The organism is Streptomyces sp. Root1304 (genome assembly GCF_001426405.1).
Lineage (GTDB): Bacteria > Actinomycetota > Actinomycetes > Streptomycetales > Streptomycetaceae > Streptomyces.
In genome coordinates, this window is the sequence record NZ_LMEP01000001.1 from 1 (window position 1) to 19,784 (window position 19,784).

The 19,784-nt window shown below is 72.5% G+C and carries 17 protein-coding genes; 3 read left to right on the plus strand and 14 right to left on the minus strand.

All coding sequences use genetic code 11. The features are described from left to right. The 6 genes from ASD33_RS00005 to ASD33_RS00030 form a co-directional block, all read right to left on the minus strand. Positions 1-1,154, minus strand: a 1,154-nt coding sequence (locus ASD33_RS00005; protein ID WP_056553647.1) for an NF041680 family putative transposase, incomplete at its 3' end; no start/stop codon positions are given. A gap of 543 nt (positions 1,155-1,697) precedes the next feature. Further along, positions 1,698-2,573, minus strand: a complete 876-nt coding sequence (locus tag ASD33_RS00010) for an IS5 family transposase (RefSeq protein ID WP_056551355.1) — start codon at positions 2,571-2,573, stop codon at positions 1,698-1,700. Between the two features lie 116 nt (positions 2,574-2,689). Then, positions 2,690-3,445 (minus strand): AIM24 family protein, encoded by a 756-nt coding sequence (locus tag ASD33_RS00015; protein ID WP_056551357.1) that lies wholly within the window; start codon positions 3,443-3,445, stop codon positions 2,690-2,692. 19 nt (positions 3,446-3,464) lie between these two features. Next, positions 3,465-4,145, minus strand: a complete 681-nt coding sequence (locus ASD33_RS00020; protein ID WP_056551359.1) for an AIM24 family protein — start codon at positions 4,143-4,145, stop codon at positions 3,465-3,467. A gap of 14 nt (positions 4,146-4,159) precedes the next feature. Then, positions 4,160-5,791 carry a TerD family protein gene (locus ASD33_RS00025; RefSeq protein WP_056551361.1) on the minus strand — a complete coding sequence of 544 codons (1,632 nt, stop codon included), beginning with the start codon at positions 5,789-5,791 and terminating at the stop codon, positions 4,160-4,162. 130 nt (positions 5,792-5,921) lie between these two features. Continuing rightward, positions 5,922-6,497 (minus strand): M48 family metallopeptidase, encoded by a 576-nt coding sequence (locus tag ASD33_RS00030; RefSeq protein ID WP_056551363.1) that lies wholly within the window; start codon positions 6,495-6,497, stop codon positions 5,922-5,924. Between the two features lie 231 nt (positions 6,498-6,728). Here ASD33_RS00030 and ASD33_RS00035 point away from each other — a divergent pair, with 231 nt between their 5' ends. After that, on the plus strand, positions 6,729-7,898 hold the full coding sequence (locus tag ASD33_RS00035; protein ID WP_056551365.1) for a ThiF family adenylyltransferase: 1,170 nt from the start codon (positions 6,729-6,731) through the stop codon (positions 7,896-7,898). A gap of 41 nt (positions 7,899-7,939) precedes the next feature. Next, positions 7,940-9,313 (plus strand): AarF/ABC1/UbiB kinase family protein, encoded by a 1,374-nt coding sequence (locus tag ASD33_RS00040; RefSeq protein WP_056551367.1) that lies wholly within the window; start codon positions 7,940-7,942, stop codon positions 9,311-9,313. Positions 9,314-9,346: 33 nt separating this feature from the next. Here the strand turns inward: ASD33_RS00040 and ASD33_RS00045 are convergent, their stop codons facing one another. From ASD33_RS00045 to ASD33_RS00065, 5 genes are all read right to left on the minus strand, one after another. Continuing rightward, positions 9,347-9,529 carry a hypothetical protein gene (locus tag ASD33_RS00045; RefSeq protein ID WP_056551368.1) on the minus strand — a complete coding sequence of 61 codons (183 nt, stop codon included), beginning with the start codon at positions 9,527-9,529 and terminating at the stop codon, positions 9,347-9,349. Between the two features lie 126 nt (positions 9,530-9,655). Beyond that, the gene (locus ASD33_RS00050; protein ID WP_056551371.1) at positions 9,656-9,979 is read right to left on the minus strand and encodes a hypothetical protein; all 324 of its coding nucleotides are present in this window, start codon (positions 9,977-9,979) and stop codon (positions 9,656-9,658) included. Beyond that, complete coding sequence (locus ASD33_RS00055) at positions 9,976-10,347, minus strand: WhiB family transcriptional regulator (RefSeq protein WP_056551373.1); 372 nt, start codon at positions 10,345-10,347, stop codon at positions 9,976-9,978. The genes ASD33_RS00050 and ASD33_RS00055 overlap by 4 nt, the downstream gene beginning before the upstream one ends. Before the next feature lie 172 nt (positions 10,348-10,519). After that, positions 10,520-10,876: a hypothetical protein gene (locus ASD33_RS00060; protein WP_107103599.1), complete on the minus strand. Its 357-nt coding sequence runs from the start codon at positions 10,874-10,876 to the stop codon at positions 10,520-10,522. A 173-nt stretch (positions 10,877-11,049) separates the two neighbouring features. Next, positions 11,050-13,230: an ATP-dependent DNA helicase UvrD2 gene (locus tag ASD33_RS00065; RefSeq protein WP_199863416.1), complete on the minus strand. Its 2,181-nt coding sequence runs from the start codon at positions 13,228-13,230 to the stop codon at positions 11,050-11,052. Between the two features lie 147 nt (positions 13,231-13,377). Between ASD33_RS00065 and ASD33_RS00070 the strand changes: the two genes are divergently transcribed. Continuing rightward, positions 13,378-13,632: a mycoredoxin gene (locus ASD33_RS00070; RefSeq protein ID WP_056553652.1), complete on the plus strand. Its 255-nt coding sequence runs from the start codon at positions 13,378-13,380 to the stop codon at positions 13,630-13,632. 89 nt (positions 13,633-13,721) lie between these two features. On the opposite strand, the gene nudC is transcribed toward ASD33_RS00070, so the two are convergent. From nudC to ASD33_RS00085, 3 genes are read right to left on the minus strand one after another with little or no spacing between them, the layout of a single operon-like run. Further along, positions 13,722-14,687 carry an NAD(+) diphosphatase gene (nudC, locus tag ASD33_RS00075; RefSeq protein WP_199863417.1) on the minus strand — a complete coding sequence of 322 codons (966 nt, stop codon included), beginning with the start codon at positions 14,685-14,687 and terminating at the stop codon, positions 13,722-13,724. Positions 14,688-14,722: 35 nt separating this feature from the next. Continuing rightward, entirely contained in the window at positions 14,723-16,141 is a 1,419-nt protein-coding gene (locus tag ASD33_RS00080) for a dipeptidase (protein ID WP_056551377.1), read from the minus strand. Between the two features lie 9 nt (positions 16,142-16,150). Then, positions 16,151-19,672: an ATP-dependent DNA helicase gene (locus ASD33_RS00085; protein WP_056551379.1), complete on the minus strand. Its 3,522-nt coding sequence runs from the start codon at positions 19,670-19,672 to the stop codon at positions 16,151-16,153. Positions 19,673-19,784: the final 112 nt, after the last annotated feature.

The window sequence follows — 19,784 nt, forward strand, 5'->3', positions numbered from 1 at the left end:
GCGAGGATCAGCCAGGTCCAACGGTCGGCCGCCTCGGGGGTGCGGATCTTCGGGCGGGTCCAGCCGAGGGTCTGCTTGAACAGGCGGAAGGTGTGCTCGATGTCGAAGCGCCGCAGGTATGCCTGCCAGAGCCGGTCGGTATCCGCTGCGGTGGCGTCGGTGCCTGACCACCACAGCCAGACCGGCTTCGGGGTGGCTCCGCTGGGCAGGTGCTCGATGTCCAGGCGAATCACGGGCCCCTCGACGATGGGGAGGGTGCCGTCGGCCGCGGCCCAGGACGAGCGGTGGGTGAGCTTGGGGTGGAGCCGGTCCCAGGACCGGGCCAGGGCGGTGCCGTAGAGGCGGGTGTCGGTGACGGTGCGGGTGTCCGGGGTGCCCCAGGTGTCGGGCTGTCCGAAGACGAACTCGCCGCCGTGCCGGGGCGGCCGGCCCCTGGTGTGAGGCTCCCGCGGCGGGGCCGGCCTGCGCAGGACGCGGTCCGACCGCATCCGGGCCAGGACCTGCACCGGCAGATCCCTCAGAATGTGGGCCAGGCGGGGTGCGTCGTATCCGGCGTCCGCGATGACGAGGACATCAGGGTCACCCGCCTGCCACTGACCTGCGGCGATCAGCCGCTCGACCAGGTCGCGCAGCTGCCGGGCGGTGACAGTGGCGGTGTCGTCCCCGGGCGCCAGACGCARSGCGTCCAGCGGCGCGGCCCACGAACTGCGGCCCGGCTCCAGCGCGCAGACGATCGAGTAGGGCCAGCCGGGAACGGGAATGTGCTGGTCCTTGCCCCGGCCGTAGGTGTGACACAGGATCCGCTGCGGTGAGGTGTGAGCGTCCGGCCKSAGCCAGCAGGTGACGTCGACGGCCAGGACCAGCCGGCCGTCCGCCGACCGGGGCAGCGGCACCGAGGCCAGGGCCCGCCGCAGCCGGTCCGTGTCGATCCTTCCACGTGCGACCGCCGCGTAGAGCCCTCCATGCCCGCGGCGGTGTTCTCCCACCAGCGACAGCTCGACCAGCGATCTCACCGGCCCGTCTCCGCACAGAACCGCGTCCGCCAGCTCGAACAGAGCATCCGAACGAGCGGTCAGACAGGAGTAGAACTCGCCCCGGAAGCGTGACAGTTCCGCCAACGRCTCTCGCCGGGCATCGTGATGCAGCAGACTCATCCCCACGGCCTTCGCGCTGAACGTGTGTGTTCCTTGGTCGGAGCACATGTTCAGACGAAGGCCGCTTCTACGTCCGGCGGATACCNGCAGCAGACTCATCCCCACGGCCTTCGCGCTGAACGTGTGTGTTCCTTGGTCGGAGCACATGTTCAGACGAAGGCCGCTTCTACGTCCGGCGGATACCACACCGAGTGATCAAGTACGACGCACCGTTCGACAGCGCACGTTAAAGATCAAGCTAGGCCGTGTATCGAAAGCCTCGGATCTTGTCGCAGTCCGACGATGCATTCGGGGAACGCGCACTTGGGAGTCCACCTCGCCCTGCGGCAACCGCGCAACCTTCTGGGCCGTAGCGGAGTCTGAAGGGGAAATACGGTCATCGAAAGAGGGATGCTGGTGGACGAGGTCCTGGTGAAGGCGGTGAAGTGGGCTGCTCGCGGTGTGGCACTCGCTCTCGACTACCTCAACCTACGCGCTGGCTTCGAGCAGTTCCGACGAGACGTTCGAAAGAGCCGTCGCTAGTGTCCAGCGCGGAGAACCTGGTCAGAGCCACTCGTTGAGGGCTGCGACCAACACTGTGGCTTCGTAGCGGACGGCGAGTTTGTCGTACCTGGTAGCGACGGCACGGTGGCGCTTGAGCCGGTTGATCCCGCACTCGACCGCGTGCCGCTGCTTGTAGTCGTCTCTGTCGAACTTCGGCGGCCGGCCGCCCCGCGACCCGCGTTTGAGGCGGTTGCGGGCCCGGTCCGCAGGAACCGGAATCGTGGCCTTGATCCCGCGTCTGCGCAGGTAGGACCGGTTGCTGCGGGAGTCGTACGCCTTGTCCGCGCGGACACGATCCGGGCGGACGCGTGGCCGGCCCGGGCCGAGGCGGGGCACGCGAACCTTGTCCAGTACGGGCTCGAACTGCGGCGAGTCACCGCGCTGTCCCGCCGTCACCACGATCGACAATGGCTTCTGGCCCTGCTCGACGGCCAGGTGGAGCTTGGTGGTGAACCCGCCGCGCGACCTTCCCAGGCCATGGTCACGGGGCTCGGTGAAGATGCCACCGGGTGGTTCCTTCTGCAGGTCGCCCTGCCTGCGGGCCCCGGCCGCGTGCTGATGGGCGCGGCACACCGTGGAGTCGACGCTCAGGTCCCAGACGATCGCACCTTTCACATCGGCCAGGGACTGGAGCCGGGTGAGGATCCGGTGCCAGGTCCCGTTTCGCTGCCAGCGGCGGAACAGGTCATAGACCCGGCCCCACGGCCCGTACTCGACGGGCACATCCCGCCACGGAACACCGGTCCGGACCCGGAACCGTATGCCGTCGATCAGCCGCCGCCGAGACCAGACGGGCGGCCGCCCCGCCCTAGCCCCTTTCGGCAACAACGGCTTCAGCACTGCCCACTGCTCGTCCGTGAGATCTCCCCGCCCCATGAACCGTGATCATCAACGCCCCAAGATCACTTTCGATACACGGCCTAGTCGCAGGGCGTGCACCGTGGGCATGGCTGAGGGGGCGGTCGCCGTGGCGGCCGCCCCCTCACGCGCGCTCAGTTCCAGGCGTTGTTCTGGTTCTGGCCGTGCGCGCCGTGCTGTCCCGCGCCGTACTGGGCGGCGATGCCCTGGCCGATGGCCGCGTGCTGCGGCGGCATGACCTCGCTGGGCTGGACGAGCGCGAAGCCCTGGCCGAGGAAGCTCAGCTCCCAGCCCTCGCCCGTGTTGCCGCGGCGGCGGCGGACGCTGGAGTTGGTCGTCTGGGCCTGCATCTGGACGCGCAGCCCGGTGGACCAGGCGACGATGGCGTCCGCGTCGACGTTGACGTACTTGTCGGGCGTGACGTGCATCATCAGCGGCTGCCCGGAGGTCATCAGGGCGACCTTGCCGCGGCCGGAGACGTTGAGCTGGTACTTGCCGGAGCCGGAGACGCCGTACTGGCTGTCGACGGCGATGACCTCGGTGTGGAGGGTCGAGTCGAGCGCCAGTACGTAGGAGCTGTCGACGGTCAGGCCCTCCTGCTCGACCTCCACGATGTGGACGTACTGGGCGAGGTTGGCGAAGTAGACCGTGCCCTGGCCTGAGCAGCGCATCAGGTCCAGGCCCTCACCGGTGCGGGCGCGGGCCCGCCGCTGGTTCGGGGTCTGGTACTCGCCGTCGAAGTCGACGAGTCCCTGATAGGCGACCATGGCGCCCTTGCGGGCGAGGATGTCGTCCTGCCCGGTGAGGCTGACCCGCAGGAGCTGCGGGTTCTGGATGACGTACCGCTCCTGGCTCTGCTGCTCGGCGTGGTTGAAAAGCGGGCTCTGCATGATGTGTTCTCGCTCTCCCTCAGCCCCGGGCCCGCAGGCGGTCGGTGCTGTCCTCGCTCGGCTGGACGACGACGATGCCCTGGCCGGAGAAGGCCATCTGGTACGCCTCGCCGCTGCCCCGCCCGATGAGCGAGGAGGCCTTGAAGCTGCGCTTGCCCTTGACCTTGAGCGACGGCGACCAGGCGACGAGCGCGTCGGGGTCGACGTACGTCTCGTCCTCGCCGCGGCCGCAGTCGACGACGATCGGTGTGCCGCGCGAGGTCAGCGCGACCCAGCCGGTACCGGCGATCTCCACGTTGAACAGGCCCTGGCCGGCGAACTTGGCGAGGCCCTTGACCCGCTCGACGCCCCACTGGAGGTGGGCGTCGAAGGCGAGGAGGTTGGTGCCGTTGACCGAGAGGGAGTCGTTCTGGAGGTTGATCACGACCACGTCGGCGCCGTAGTCGGCGAGGTAGAGCAGTCCGTCGCCGGTGCACTTCATGACCGGCGCGCCCTCGCCGGTGACCCACTGCTGGGCCACCTGGCGGACGGCGGGCGGGTTGGGCTCGTAGGTGATGAAGCCCTCGTAGGCGACCATCGAGCCGGCCCGGGCGTAGAGGTCCTGGCCGGATGCCATGGCCACCTTGAGCATGGTGCGGCCGTGGTTCTCCATCCGGGCCGCGACGGGGGTCGGGGCGTAGCCCGCGAGTTGCTGGTTCATGACTTCGGGCTCCCTCAGACCTCGTAGGGCTGGACGACGATGAAGTTGCCGGGGGCGCCCCGGAACTGGAGGTTCACAGTCTCTCCGCTGTGGCCGGGGTAGGCGTTGCGGCGGAGCCTCACCTGGCTGGAGAGGATGACCTGGGACGCGGACGACCAGGCGACGACGGCGTTGCAGTCGGCGAAGGTGGTCGGCGTGACGGGCAGCACCACGGGGATGCCGCGGGTCTTGACGACGACGGTGCCGGTGCCGTGGAACTGCATGGTGAACAGGGCGCCGCCGGGGATGCCGTGGCCCTCGATGCGGCGCACCTCGTACTGGAGGGTCTCGTCGAACGCGAGGACGTTCTCGGCGGAGACGCAGATGCCGTCGCCCTGGAGCTCGATCGGGTGCAGATGGGCGCCCTCCTCCGCGAGGAAGACCTGTCCGCGGCCGCTGCAGCGCATCAGCTGCATCTCCTGCCCGGTGGCGTTGCCGACGATCCGGCCGGCGAAGCCCGCGCCCTTGTACCCGAAGTCGACCTTGCCCTGGTACATGACCATCGAGCCCTGCCGGGCGAGGACGGGTACGCCGCCCATGGCGAGGTCGACCCGCATGAGCTGCTGGTTCTGCGGGGTCCAGCGGGCGCCGGTGGCGGTCTCCTTGTACGGGGCGAGCGCGGCGGCGAGCCCCGCGCCTCCCGCCGGGACACCCTGCGGGACGCCGGGCTGCTGCCCGTACGCCGGAGGCTGCTGCCCGTACGGGGCGGGCGCGGCCTGCCCGTACGGGGGCTGGCCCTGCGGCGGGTACGGGCCGGGGGCCTGACCCGGGACCTGCCCGGGGAACTGGCCCGGGACCTGACCGTACTGCGGCGGCTGCTGCCCGTAGGGGGTGGGGGCCGGAGCGGGCGGCGGGACCGGCCCGGGGGCCAGCGGTGCCACCATCGTGGGCGCGGTGTGGACCGGCTGCACGGGCGCGGGCGGCGCCGGCGGCACGGGGGCGTGCGGTGCCTGCGGTGCGCCGAAGGCGGGCGCGGGCGCCGGGGCCGGGGGCGCGCCGAAGGCCGGCGGGGCCGCCGACTGCGGCGGCGGGGCGAAGCCCGGGGCCGGGGCCTGCTGCTGCGGGGCGGCGGGCTCCTCCTCGGCGACCTCGCCGCCGAAGTTGCGCAGGAGCGCGTCGAGACCGCCGTCGAAGCCCTGGCCGACGGCGGCGAAGCGCCACACGTCCTTGAGGTAGAAGTCGCCCAGCATCACCGCGCGCTCGGTGGAGAACTCGGCGCCGGTGAAGGCGTACCGCGCGACCTCCTCGCCGCCGGCGACGATCCGCAGGTGGCCGGGGCCGACCTGGGACATCTGGCCGGCGCCGTCGATGGTCGCGGTGAACGACAGCTTGTGGATGTTCGCGGGGATGCGGTCGAGAGTGACGCGGAAGGACTCGGTGTCGCCGGACTGGGCGCCCAGCAGCTGTACGGACTCCTCGGGTGTCTTCGGCTGGTTGAAGAAGACGAAGTAGCGGTCGTCGGAGAGCCGCTCCTCGGCGTCGAGACCGAAACAACTGATGTCGAAGGTCAGTCCGGGAGCCGCGATCTGCACACCCACGTACAGATCCGTCCCTGCGGTCAGATCACTGATCTTGGCCTTGTGGCCGCGTTGGAATTCCCTGGCCATGCGTAACGACCGTCCCCCATCCCGAATGGCGAATGCTCGCGCAAGGCTAACCGCTGTATGCGACATTGAGACAGGCCAGGTCGTTTTCGGTACGGAATCGGGAAATCCACTCCCGCGCGTGCCTGCGGCGTCACTCCTCGCGAGCGGCGGGCAGGTGCGGCAGCCGTTCGGCGGCCACCACGCCCTCCAGGTAGCCGCGCGCCCGCTCGGTGCGGGGGTACCCGTCCAGGAGCCGCCAGAACCTCGGGCCGTGCCCGGGGACCAGCAGGTGGGCCAGCTCGTGCAGGAGGACGTAGTCGACGACGTACTCGGGCATGCCCTGGAGCCGGTGGGAGAGGCGGATGCTGCCCTCGGAGGGGGTGCAGGAGCCCCAGCGGGTGTTCTGGTTGGTGACCCAGCGCACGGAGGTGGGGCGGGCCCGGCCCTCGAAGTACTGCTCCGAGAGGTGCAGTGACCGCTCGGTCAGCTCGCGGTCCCCGAGGACGCTCCGGCTCTCCTGGGCGGCCAGTTTGTCCAGCATGACCCCGACCCAGCGGCGCTCCTCCGCCTCGGACATCCGGGCCGGGATGAGCACCACGGTCCGGTCGCCCTCGCGATAGGCGGAGACGGTTCTGCTCCGCCGTGGGCTTCTGCGGACCTCGACCGCACTCGTCCCGGCACCGCGGTGCGGCTGGTCGGTCACGCTGCGCTGTGGGTCGGCGGGCACGGCCCCGACGTTACCCGCTGTCAGCGGGGGAAGTCCCGCCTCCGGAGTGGTTTCGGGAACGATCCGACCCGACCGCGCACCATTTGAATGACTATTCCCCTCGCCTGTGGACAACTTTCGGCGCCCGTCACGACGACGGGGCATTCTCACCGAGGCGGCGAAAGAGCCGTTGTCGATCATGCGTCTTTCGATCATGAATGCGCGGTACGGGACGAGGACGGGGGCGGGCGAATGCATCCGATGGTGAAACCGGCGCTGCGGCGGGCCTGGCGGGGGCTGCGCTGCGTCCAGTTCGGGGTCACCCCCGCGCACGCGGTGGTGCTCGACCCCGTCGACCCGGGGACGGGGTCGGTACTGGGACTCCTGGACGGCACCCGGGGCGTGGACCTGCTGCGGGCCGAGGCCCGGGCGCGCGGCCTGCCGGAGGGACACCTCGACGCGCTCCTCGGCCGGCTGGAGTCGGCCGGGCTGCTGGCCGACGCGGCGACCGGGCGGCCCGGCAGGCCGGGTCCGGCGGCCGGGGCGCGGGACTCCGCCCTCGATCCGCTCCGGGCCGACCTGGCCTCCCTGTCGGTGGTCCACCCCGAGCCGGACCGGGCGGCGCGCACGCTGGCGGCCCGGCGGGCGCTGCGCGTCCAGGTCCGGGGCGCCGGGCGGGTGGGCACGATGGTCGCGGCCCTGCTGTCGGCGGCCGGCGTGGGCACGGTCGAGGTGCTGGACTCGGGCCGGGTCGAGCCCTGGGAGACGTCCCCGGGCGGACTTCCGCCGGAGTCCGTGGGCGAGCGGCGGGCGACGGCGGCGCGGCGCCTCGTCGGCAGCTGGCGGAGGGGCCGGGGCGCGGCGGTGCGGCCGGGCGCGGCGGCGGCCGGCCGGGGACCGGGTGAACGGGGCGGTGGGACCGGACTCTCACTCGTCGTGGTGACACCGAGGGACGGTCTCGGGGCGTACGTCCCCGACCCCCTCCCGGCCGGCGGGTGGGTCGCCACCGGCACCCCCCATCTGTACGCGGGGGTCCTGGAGGCGACGGGAACGGTCGGGCCGCTCGTCCTGCCCGGCGGCACGGCCTGCGCGCGCTGTCTCCAGGAGGCGCGGACGGACGGGGAGCCGGTCTGGCCCCGGCTGCTCGCCCAGTGGCGCTCGGGCGCGCCGCATCCCCTGCCCGCCTGTGACCTGGGGCTCGCGACGGCGGTGGCGGGGCTGGCCGCCGCGCACGCGCTGGTGTTCCTGGACGGCGATCTCCCGGCGAGCACCGGTACGCGCTGGGAGGCGTCGCTGCCGCTGTTGGAGTGGCGGGCGGAGCGGCTGAGACCCCATCCGGCCTGCCCCTGCGGGGCGGCGCGCGCGGGAGAGGGGGAGCGTGCCTCGGCAGCCGGAGGCGCGCAGGACACAATGGCGGGGTAACGGCCCTGCGCGGCACGGCAGTCTGGGTTTTGGAGGGGCGTATGTCTGATCTTCCCCGGAAGGCGGTCACTCGGACCGCCAAGTTGGCCGCGTTGCCCCTGGGCTTCGCGGGCCGGGCCACCTGGGGCCTGGGCAAGCGGATCGGTGGGAGATCGGCCGAGCTCGTCGCCCGCGAGCTCCAGCAGCGCACGGCCGAGCAGTTGTTCAAGGTCCTCGGCGAGCTGAAGGGAGGGGCGATGAAGTTCGGGCAGGCGCTGTCCGTCTTCGAGTCCGCCCTTCCCGAGGAGGTGGCCGGGCCGTACCGGGCGGCGCTGACGAAGCTTCAGGACGCGGCGCCGCCGATGCCGACGCGGACGGTCCACGCGGTCCTGGAGGAGCGGCTGGGCGCGGAGTGGCGGGAGTTGTTCCTGGAGTTCGAGGACAAGCCCGCGGCGGCCGCCTCGATCGGCCAGGTCCACCGGGCGGTGTGGCACGACGGGCGCGAGGTCGCGGTCAAGGTGCAGTACCCGGGCGCCGGGGAGGCGCTGCTCTCGGACCTGACGCAGCTGAGCCGTTTCGCCCGGCTGCTCGGTCCGCTGATCCCGGGCATGGACATCAAGCCGCTGATCGCGGAGATGCGGGACCGGGTCTCCGAGGAGCTGGACTACGGCCTGGAGGCGGCGGCGCAGCAGCGGCACGCGGAGGAGTTCGCGGACGATCCCGATGTGCGGGTGCCGGCGGTGGTGCACCGGACGGACCAGGTGCTCGTGACCGAGTGGATGGACGGCATCCCGCTGGCGGAGGTGATCGCGGACGGCACACAGGAGCAGCGGGACCGGGCGGGTCAGCTCCTGGCGAGGTTCCTCTTCTCGGGTCCGGCGCGCACGGGGCTGCTGCACGCCGATCCGCACCCGGGGAACTTCCGGCTGCTGCCCGGTGCCGACGAGGACGAGGGGCCGGAGGGCTGGCGGCTCGGGGTCCTCGACTTCGGGACGGTGGACCGGCTGCCGGGCGGGCTGCCGGAGACGATCGGGACCTGTCTGCGGATGGCGCTCGCCGGTGACGCCGAGGGTGTCTACGGGGCGCTGCGCGCGGAGGGCTTCGTCAAGGAGTCGGTCGCGCTCGACCCGGACGCGGTCCTGGAGTACCTGCTGCCGATCATCGAACCGGCGGAGGCGGAGTCCTTCGTCTTCACCCGCGGCTGGATGCGGACCCAGGCGGCGCGGATCGCGGACCCCCGCTCCCCCGCCCACCAGCTGGGCAAGCAGCTCAACCTGCCGCCCGCGTATCTGCTGATACACCGGGTGACGCTGAGCACGATCGGGGTGCTGTGCCAGCTCAACGCCTCGGTACGGCTGCGGGACGAGCTGACGGAGTGGCTGCCGGGCTTCGCGGAAGCGGCTGTCGAGGAGGAGGACGGGGAGGAGACGGCTTAGGCCGGCCCCCGGGGGCCGGTGGCGGGGCCGTCCTCACCACCAGGAGGAGTCGAGGCGGCCCTCGATCGAGCGGATGTTGGCGCGGGCGCACTCCTCGCAGAAGTAGCTGCGCCGGCCGTTCTCCACCGAACAGGTCCAGGTCAGCGGCAGGGTCTCGGAGGTCCTGCCGCAGCGCGCGCAGGCGAAGGGGCCCTCGGGGGTACGGGGGTCGTTCACCCTTGTGACGATAACCCGACAAGGCCCGGGCGACCCGACAACGCACCGCGGGGGCCGGTCCGTTCGGACCGGCCCCCGCGGGGGCGCCCCTGGGGGCGCGGGATATCGAGGAGTCCGGGTACGGACTCAGTGCATGACGGCCATGGCGAGCGCGCGGCGGGCGCGGAGCGAGACACGCTCGGCGCGGCGCTGCATGCGCCGGGCGGCGACCAGGCGCACGGCCTGGCGTTCCGCGTCGGCCTCACGGTGTCGCTCGTGCATATGAGCACGGGCCAGGGCTTCTGGGGCGAGTTGCATTTCACGGGTCCTGTTCTGACGCGCGACGGGCGCGGCGGAGGGGGAGAAGACTGAGGTCGCGAAGCCGGCGGGTTCGCTGGTGGAAGAGGTCATCGGGGCCTGCTTCTGGGGATCGTGCGTGAGGGGGCGGTCGATGGTTCCGGTGGCGCTCATGCCGCGACGACCGGGTTCTTGCGCGGACGGCCACGGGGCCGCTTGCGGGCGACGACGACGCCCTGGACGAAGAGCTCGCCACCCCAGACGCCCCACGGCTCGCGACGCTCCTTGGCGCCGGCGAGGCAGGCGGCCACGAGCGGGCAGGTCTGGCAGAGGGACTTCGCGTACTCGACGTCGGCCGGGGACTCCGCGAAGAAGACCTCCGGGTCGTAGGCGCGACAGGGAACGGGCACGCCGAGGTTCTCGATGGCGTCGTCGAGCGCGGTGAGCGCGGTGAGGGGGATCAAAGCGGGGTCCTCCGTGAGGCCGGGCAGGGGGAGCGAGTCGGAAGGCGGTACGGACGGGGCGTGCGCTTCGAGTTGCACGGTGGTTTTTCCTCGTCTGGTCGTTTCCGGCCTGTTGACCGGGTTTTCGGCTGGTACCGGGTGGTGCTGTCCCGAGGCGCCTTCGTGTCCTGTCCCCGTTCGGGGACAAACAGAAGGGCCGCGGATCCCGGGTGGGGTTCCGCGGCCCTGAAGGCGCCGGTCTGATCATGGATCAGACTGGATCACTCCAGGGTTCGAGCCCACGGAAGGCCCACATCATGTGGTGGTGCGTCGTCGTCTGCTGCTTGCCGGCACCGGTCGCCGCAAAGCCATAGACCGTGGCCTTGCCTGCTGCTACTGCTTCCAGTGCCTTGGTCGGTCGCTCATTGCGCAGCTTCCGGGCAGCAGCCTCACCGAGACCGGAAATGCCGGAGACGGGCAGACCGGAGACGGGCAGACCGGTGCCAAGGAGCGCAGCGGCGGAGAAGCCGAGCGTGCAGGCGGAGGCGGCCGAGCGATCGGTCATTTTGGCGGTGCTGACGAAGCTGACGGTGCTGGCGGTGCTGGTCTGAATCGTGTTGCTGATCACGTGGAATCGCCTCCTCTCGGCGTCTCGGAGGGCTCGGGTGCGAGCCGGACCCTCATGTTTATTTGGACAAGTACAGCACGAAGACAGGGCTTCGAAGAAGCCGCTGTTGTCGTGGTTAAGAACCTATGGGGCTTGACGGGGCAGGCGCAAACTATTTTTCCGACGAGTTTTCCTCAGTCCTCGTCGTCTCCTGCCCCACTGTCCTCACCTGCGCAGATGGCCAGGACATCGGCGCCGAAGCGGTCCAGCTTGCGGGCGCCGACGCCGGAGATCATGGAGAGCTCCCCGCCGGTGGTGGGGATCCGCTCGGCGATGGCCATCAGCGTCTTGTCGGTGAACACGCAATAGCCCGGCTGGCCGAGTTCCCTGGCCTGTTCCGTGCGCCACTCGCGGAGCCGCTCGTAGAGGCCCTCGTCCATGTCCGAGGGGCAGTCCTCGCAGCGCATCAGCTTCATGGCGCCCGCCTCGGTGAGGGTCGTCCCGCAGACCCGGCACAGGGCGGGGCCGCGCGGCTTGCGCCGGCCGGCCGTGCCGGAGCCCCGCCCGAAGGAGCCGGCCCCGCCGGAGGCGACGGTGCCGAGGGACCCGGAGCCGGGCCGCAGCCCCTTGAGGAAGCGGCTGGGCCGCCGGGAGGCCCGGCCGCCCGGGGAGCGCGCGAGCGCCCAGGAGAGCGTGAGGTGGAGCCGGGCGCGGGTGACGCCGACGTACAGCAGGCGCCGCTCCTCCTCGACCTGCTCGTCGGTCTTGGCGTAGGTGATCGGCAGCATGCCCTCGGTGAGGCCGACCAGGAAGACGGCGTCCCATTCGAGGCCCTTGGCGGCGTGCAGCGAGGCGAGGGTGACGCCCTGGACGGTCGGGGCGTGCTGGGCGGCGGCCCGCTCGTCGAGCTCGGCGACCAGGTCGGAGAGGGTGGCGCCCCGCTTGGCGCGGGCGAAGTCCTCGGCGAGCCGGACGAGAGCGGCGAGGGACTCCCAGCGGTCGCGGACGGCGCCGGAGCCCGCGGGCGGCCTCGTCGACCATCCCTTGGTGGAGAGGACCGCCCTGACCTGCGCGGGGAGGTCCTCGGCGTCGTCGAGGAGGGAGTCGTTGCCACCGGCGCGGGCGGCGCCGCGCAGGGCGATGCCCGCCTCCCGTACCTCCTGGCGCTCGAAGAAGCGCTCGGCGCCGCGCAGCTGGTAGGGGACCCCGGCGTCGGCGAGGGCCTGCTCGTAGACCTCGGACTGGGCGTTGATCCGGTAGAGGACGGCGATCTCGCCGGCCGGGACGCCGGCGGCGATGAGGTCGCGGATGCGGCGGGCGGTGCCCTCGGCCTCGGTCGGCTCGTCGGCGTACTCCGTGTAGACCGGCTCGGGGCCCGGGTCGCGCTGGGAGATCAGCTCCAGGCGGTGGTCGGCGGCCCGGCCGCGGGCCTGGCTCAGCAGCCCGTTGGCGAGGTGGACGACCTGCGGGGTGGAGCGGTAGTCGCGGACGAGCTTGACCATGGTGGCGCCCGGGTGGCGGGTGCGGAAGTTCAGCAGGTGGTCGGGGGTGGCGCCGGTGAACGAGTAGATGGTCTGGCTGGCGTCGCCGACGACACAGAGGTTGTCGCGGTCGCCGAGCCACAGGTCGAGCAGCCGCTGCTGGAGCGGGGAGACGTCCTGGTACTCGTCCACCACGAAGTGCTGGTACTGGCTGCGGATCTGGTCGGCGATGTCGTGCCGGTCCTGGAGGATGCCGACGGTGAGCAGCAGCACGTCCTCGAAGTCGATCACCGAGCGGTCGCGCTTCAGCTGCTCGTACATGGCGTAGATCTGGCTGATCTCGGCCGGGTCGCGGGGGGCGTCCCTGAGGGACTTGGCGACGACGGCCGGGTAGTCGGCGGGGACGGTCTGGGTGACCTTGGCCCACTCGATCTCGCCGGTGACGTCCCTGAGCTCGTTCCGGTCGAGCCGGACCCGGCAGCGGGCGGCCGCGTCGGCGACCAGCTGGATCTTCCGCTCCAGGAGCCGGGGCAGATCGCCGCCGACGGCTTTCGGCCAGAAGAACTGGAGCTGGCGGAGGGCCGCAGCGTGGAACGTACGGGCCTGGACGCCGCCCGCACCGAGCTGCCGGAGCCGGCCGCGCATCTCGCCCGCGGCGCGGTTGGTGAACGTGACGGCCAGCACGCTGGCGGGCTGGAGTCTTCCCGACCGGACCCCGTAGGCGATGCGGTGGGTGATCGCCCGCGTCTTGCCCGTGCCGGCTCCCGCCAGCACGCACACCGGGCCGGTCAGGGCCAGGGCGACCTCGCGCTGCTCGGGGTCGAGCCCGTCGAGCACCGCGTCGGCCGTCTCCGGGACCTGAGGGAAGAGAGTGGAGTGCGTTGCTGCTGTCACCCCCCAATGCTGCCAGGTCGGACGGACTCGTCGCGGAGGCTTGTCCACAGGGGGGCGTCGCCGGTCATACGAATTCCGGGAATGGGACGGAAGGAGCGTACGTTCTCCTTCTCGGCACCCGTCAGCGAAGAAGAGGAGCGCCTGGCCATGCAGGGCACTGTGACGATGTACAGCACCACGTGGTGCGGCTACTGCCGTCGGCTGAAGAGCCAGATGGACCGCGAGGGCATCGCGTACACCGAGATCAACATCGAGCAGGACCCCGAGTCGGCGGCCTTCGTCGAGAAGGCCAACGGCGGCAACCAGACCGTTCCCACCCTGCTGGTGGTGGCCCCCACGGGTACCGAGTCGGTCATGACCAACCCGTCGCTGGCCCAGGTCAAGCAGGCGCTGACCGCCTGAGCCCCGCGAGCGGTACGACGAAGCCCCCGGCCGGGTACGGCCGGGGGCTTCGTCACATCGGAACCGATGCCGGTGCCGGTACCCGTCGATCAGACCACGTCGCCCGGCTTGGGGAGCGGCTTGCCGTACCAGCGCTCGATCAGGCGGGAGGCGATCGAGATGCCGTACGGGGGCAGCACCTCGCCCGATTCGAAGGCGGCGGCCAGGTCCTCGCGGGAGAACCAGCGGGCCTCGTGTATCTCCTCGCCGTCCACGTCGATCTCCGAGGACGTGGCCCGGGCGAAGAAGCCCAGCATCAGGCTGGACGGGAACGGCCAGGGCTGGCTGGCGATGTACTCGACCTCGCCGACCGTGACACCGGCCTCCTCGAAGACCTCGCGGGCGACCGACTGCTCTATGGACTCCCCCGGCTCGACGAAGCCCGCGAGGGTCGAGAAGCGGCCCTCCGGCCAGTGCACCTGGCGGCCGAGCAGCGCCCGGTCCTCGTCGTCGGTGACCAGCATGATCACCGCCGGGTCGGTCCGCGGGTAGTGCTCTGCGCCGCAGGCCTGGCAGCGGCGGATGTGGCCGGCCGCGGCGATGACCGTGCGCTCGCCGCAGCGCGAGCAGAAGCGGTGGAGGCGCTGCCAGTTCTCCAGGGCCACCGCGTGGACCATCAGGCCCGCGTCGCGGTCGGAGAGCAGCAGGCCGGCCTCGCGGAGCCCGGCGGGCCGCGCGGACTGGTCCATGCGGCCGGGCAGCGAGTCCTTCTGGAGCGCGAAGTAGGAGACGCCGTCGGCGTCCGTGCCGAGGAAGTAGCGGTGGGTCTCGGTGACCGGCGCCTCGAACGCCGGGGTCATGACGAGTTCGGTGCTGCCGTCCGGCAGGTCGTCGATCAGCACCTGCCCGGCGGAGACCACGAAGACCCGGGTGGTGGGGTGGCTCCAGGCGGCCGCGAGCCACGCCTCGTCGAGGCGGTGGTGCGCGGCGCGGTCGACGCCGCTCGGGGCGGTGAGCGGGATCGGGCGGTCCGCCGCGTGGTTCGGGCTGCTCGGCGCGTTCTTCAGGGTGCTCACAGGTGCTTCCAACTCCCCCGGATCGGTGTGTGGGTTCAGCGCTCGGCGACGAGGAGGGCGGCGGGCAGGTCGCCCCACAGGTGCGCGGTCGTCTCGACGCCCTTCATGAGGAGATCGAGTTCGATCTTCTCGTTGGGGGCGTGCCAGCCGTCGGACGGGACGGAGATGCCGAGGAAGAGCACGGGCGCCCCCAGGACGTCCTGGAGGTCGGCGGCCGGTCCCGAGCCGCCCTCGCGGGTGTAGCGGACCTTGGCGCCGTCGAAGGCCCGGCTCATGGCCCCGGCGACCGCCTTGAGCGCGGGGTGGCCGAGGGGGGTGAGGCAGGGGCGGGTCGGGGCGCCGAAGACGATCTCGTACCGGATGCCGGCGGGGACGAGGGCGGCGAGCCAGTCCCGTACGGCCAGTTCGATCTTGGCCGGGTCCTGGCCGGCGACCAGCCGGAAGGACAGCTTGAGCTGGGCGGAGGCGGGGACGATCGTCTTGCCGCCGGGGCCCTGGTAGCCGCCGCCGATGCCGTTGACCTCGGCGGTGGGGCGGGCCCAGACGCGCTCCAGGGTGGAGAAGCCGGCCTCGCCGAGGGTGCCGTGCGACTTCGCCGTGCGCAGCCAGGCCTCCTCGTCGAAGGGCAGCTCGGCGACGAGGGCGCGCTCGGCCTCGGTGAGTTCGGTCACGCCCTCGTAGAAGCCTGGGATCGCGACGTGCTCGTCGGCGTCGTGGAGGGCGGCGACGATCCGGCCGGCGACGGTGGCCGGGTTCGGCACGGCGCCGCCGAAGGACCCGGAGTGGATGTCCTGGTCGGGGCCGTACAGCTCGATCTCGCAGTCGGCGACCCCGCGCATGCCGGTGCACACGGTGGGAGTGGTCTCGGACCACATGCCGGTGTCGGAGACGATCACGGCGTCGGCGGCGAGCCGCCCGGCGCGGGTCTCGACGAGCTCGCGGAAGTGCGGGGAGCCGGACTCCTCCTCGCCCTCGACGATCAGCTTGAGGTGGACGGCGGGCGCGGTGCGGCCGGTGGCGGCGAGGTGGGCGCGGACGCCGAGGGTGTGGAAGAACACCTGGCCCTTGTCGTCGGCCGCCCCGCGCGCGTACATCCGGCCGTCGACGACCGTCGGCTCGAACGGGTCCGTGTGCCAGCCGTCCTCGCGGGCCGCGGGCTGCACGTCGTGGTGCCCGTAGACGAGGACGGTCGGGGCGTCCGGGTCGTCGGAGGGCCACTCGGCGAAGACGGCGGGAGCGCCGTCGGTCTCCCAGACCTCGACGGTGGGGAAGCCGGTCTCCGTCAGCTTGGCGGCGAGCCACTCGGCACTGCGCCGTACGTCCCCGGCCCGGTCCGGCTGCGCGGAGACGGAGGGGATGCGCAGCCACTCGGCGAGGTCGCCGAGAAAGGCGGCACGGTGCTGCTCGATGTACGTGCGTACGGCGTGGACGGCGCTGTCCGGGGTCTCGCTCATGCCCCGAGCCTATCCGGCGTCCCGGGGTGCCCCTCCCAGCAGGAGGGCCTCCAGCTCGGTGCGGCCGGGCAGCCGGGCGGGACGGGCCACCTCACCCGTTCGGACGTACACGAAGGCGGCGGCGACCTCCTCGGGCGGGAGGCCGTGCTGCTCGGCCCAGGCGAGCCGGTAGAGGGCGAGCTGGAGGGGGTCGGCGGTGCGGTGCCTGCTGGTCTTCCAGTCGACGATCTCGTACGCCCCGGAGTCCGGGTCCCGGTAGACGGCGTCGATCCGGCCCCGGACGACCCGGCCGCCGAGCGAGAGGTGTACGGGGACCTCGACGCGGTACGGGGTGCGGTGGGCGTACGGGGTGCGGGCGAAGGCCTCCTTGAGTTCGTCGAGGTCCCGCTCGTCGAGGATCTCCGGCTCCCCCGCGAAGTCCTCGCCGCCGGGCAGCTCCTCGGGGCCGAGGAACGGCAGCGGCAGCTCCTCGAACCGGGACTCCACCCAGGCGTGGAAGCGGGTGCCCCGGCGGGCGGCCGGCTGCGGCGCCTGGGGCATGGGCCGGGCCAGCTCCTGGGCGAAGCCGTCGGGGTCGGCGGCGAGCCGCAGGACCTGGGAGGCGGAGAGGTACGCGGGGAGCAGGACGTCCCGGGTGGTGGCGCGGGCGCGGCGGAGCTCGGTGGTGAGGGCGGTGAGGTCGCGGTCCCAGGAGGCGACGGTGCGGGCGTCCTCGGGGGTGAGTCCGCCGTGCGGCTCCGGGTGGGGGATCCCGGGGTCCCCGGGCGCCGGGTCCGCGGGCGCCGGGTCCCTGGGTGCCTCCCTGGGTGCCGGGTCCCTGGGTGCCGGTACGGCGTCCGCGTGGGTGTCCTCGGGGAGGGCCTCCTCGTCCCAGAGGGGTTCCTCCTCCTCGGGCCAGGGGTCCTCGGGGTGCGGGTCGGTCGGGTGCGGGTCGGCCGGGTGCGGGTGCGCCGGGTGCGGGGCCCGGGAGTGCCCGGTCTCCCGGTTCCCGGGCTCGGCGTGCGCGCCCTCGGGTCCGGGTGCCGTGCCGAGGGACCACAGTGCCGCCTTGACCTCCTCCGCCGCCCTCCTCCGGAACGCCAGCGCGTCCGCGTCCAGCGGCAGGGGCCAGGCCCGGTCCGCGTCGTCCTCCGCAAGCGTCGGGTTCTTCGCGTCCGGTGCGGGTTCCGCCGCCCACTCCTCGATGTCGCCGTGGCCCGCCGCGCAGTGCTCGTACAGGGCCTGGAGGAAGTCCGAGGGCCCCCGGGGCTTCTTCTGCGAGGGGCCCCACCAGTGGGCGGAGCCCAGCAGCAGGGAGCGGGGGCGGGTGAAGGTGACGTACCCGAGGCGCAGTTCCTCGGTGTGCTGGTGGTCCTTCATGTCGTTCTTGAAGGCCGAGAGGGACTTGGCCTCCCAGGTGTCGATGCGGGGCAGGGTGGGCGCGTCGCCGCGCAGGGCGTGCGGGAGGACCTGCGGCTGGGAGGTCCAGGACTCGCGGGCGCGGGCGCTGGGGAACTGCCCGGTGACCAGGCCGGGGACGGCGACGACGTCCCACTCCAGGCCCTTGGACTTGTGGGCGGTGAGGACCTTGACGGTGTTCTCGCCGCCGGGGAGGGCGTTGTCGAGGCCCTTCTCGTACTGGACGGCCGTCCGCAGGAAGCCGAGGAAGGCGAGCAGGCTCGCCTCGCCGTCGAGGGAGGCGAAGCCGGCGGCGATGTCGAGGAAGTGCCCGAGGGTCTCGCGGCGGCGGGCGGCCAGCGCGTGCGGGGACGCGGACAGCTCGACCTCCAGGCCGGTCGCGGAGAGCACCCGGTGCAGGACGTCCATGAGGGGGTCGGCGAGCGAGCCGCGCAGGGAGCGCAGTTCGGCGGCGAGGCGGGCGAAGCGGACCCGGGCCTCGGCGGAGAACGCCAGGCCGTCGTCGGCGGCGCCGCCGGAGTCGAGGAAGGTGTCGAGCGCGTCGGCGAGGGAGACGACCTCGGCCGGGTCGACGCCCTCGACGGCGGCGGCGAGCCGCTGCTCGGGGTCCGGAGCGTCGCCGCCACGGTGGACCAGGAGGCGGGCCCGGCGGCCGAGGAGGGCCAGGTCGCGGGGGCCGATGCGCCAGCGGGGGCCGGTGAGGAGGCGGACCAGGGCGGCGTTGGCGCCGGGGTCCTGGAGGACCTCGCAGACGGCGACGAGGTCGGCGATCTCGGGCAGGTGGAGGAGGCCGGAGAGGCCGACGACCTCGACGGGCACGTCCCGGGCGACGAGGGCCGCGTGGAGGGCGGGGAAGTCGGTGGCGGTGCGGCACAGGACGGCGATCTCGCCGGGCTCGCGGCCGGTGCGGACGAGGTGGGCGAGGGAGTCGGCGAGCCAGTCGATCTCCTCGGCGTGGGTGGGGAGGAGGGCGATGCGGACGCTGCCGTCCTCCTCGGCGCCGGGCGCGGGCCGCAGCGCCTCCACGCCCGCGTGCATGGCGCGCAGGGGGGTGGCGAGCCGGTTGGCGAGGTCGAGGAGACGGCCGCCGCTGCGCCGGTTCTCGGAGAGCGAGTAGCGCGCGGCGGGGCTGCCGTCCGCGTGCGGGAAGTGCTCGGGGAAGTCGTCGAGGTTGGCGACGGAGGCGCCGCGCCAGCCGTAGATGGCCTGGCAGGGGTCGCCGACGGCGGTCACGGCGTGGCCGGTGGCCGGGCCGTCGGCGCTCCGGCCGAAGAGGCCGGAGAGCAGCAGCCGCTGGGCGACGGAGGTGTCCTGGTACTCGTCGAGGAGGACGACCCGGAACTCCTGGCGGAGGATCTCGCCGACCTCGGGCCGGGTGGTGGCCAGCTCGGCGGATCGGGCGATCTGGTCGCCGAAGTCGAGCAGGTCGCGGGAGCGTTTGGCGGCGCGGTAGCGGACGACGAGGTCGAGGAGTTCGCGGCGGGCGGCGGCGGCCTCGGGGATCTTGCGCAGCTCGGCGTTGCTGAGCCGGGCGTCGGCGAGGGCGTCGAGCAGCCCGGAGTCGTACGCCCGGAGCGTCTCCGGCGCTACGAGGTGTTCGGCCAGCTCCGCGTCGAGGGCGAGGAGGTCGGTGACGAGCGTCGGGAACGAGCGGGTGAGGGCCGGGTACGGGCCGGGGGCCTCGCGCAGGACGCGCGCGGCGAGCTGGTAGCGGGTGGCGTCGGCGAGGAGCCGTGAGGTGGGTTCCAGGCCGATGCGGAGGCCGTGGTCGGTGAGGAGCTGGCCGGCGAACGCGTGGTACGTCGAGATGCGGGGCTCGCCGGCGGGTTCGTCGGGGTCGATGACGTCGGGGTCGGTGACCCCGGCGCGGACGAGGGCGGTGCGGACGCGCTCCGCGAGTTCACCGGCGGCCTTGTTGGTGAAGGTGAGGCCGAGGACCTGCTCGGGGGCGACCTGGCCCGTGCCGACCAGCCACACCACGCGGGCGGCCATCACCGTCGTCTTGCCGGAGCCGGCTCCGGCCACGACGACGTGCGGGGCGAGCGGCGCGGTGATGCAGGCCGTCTGCTCCGGGGTGAAGGGGATGCCGAGCAGCTGCTTGAGCTGCTCGGGGTCGGTGATGCGTGCGGTCACCCCAAAGAGGCTAACGGGACCGACCGACATTCCGGGCCGGTACGGCTCCGACCTGCGGAATCACGCGGTACGGGTCGGGGGCACGCGGTACGGGTCGAGGGCACGCGGAGTC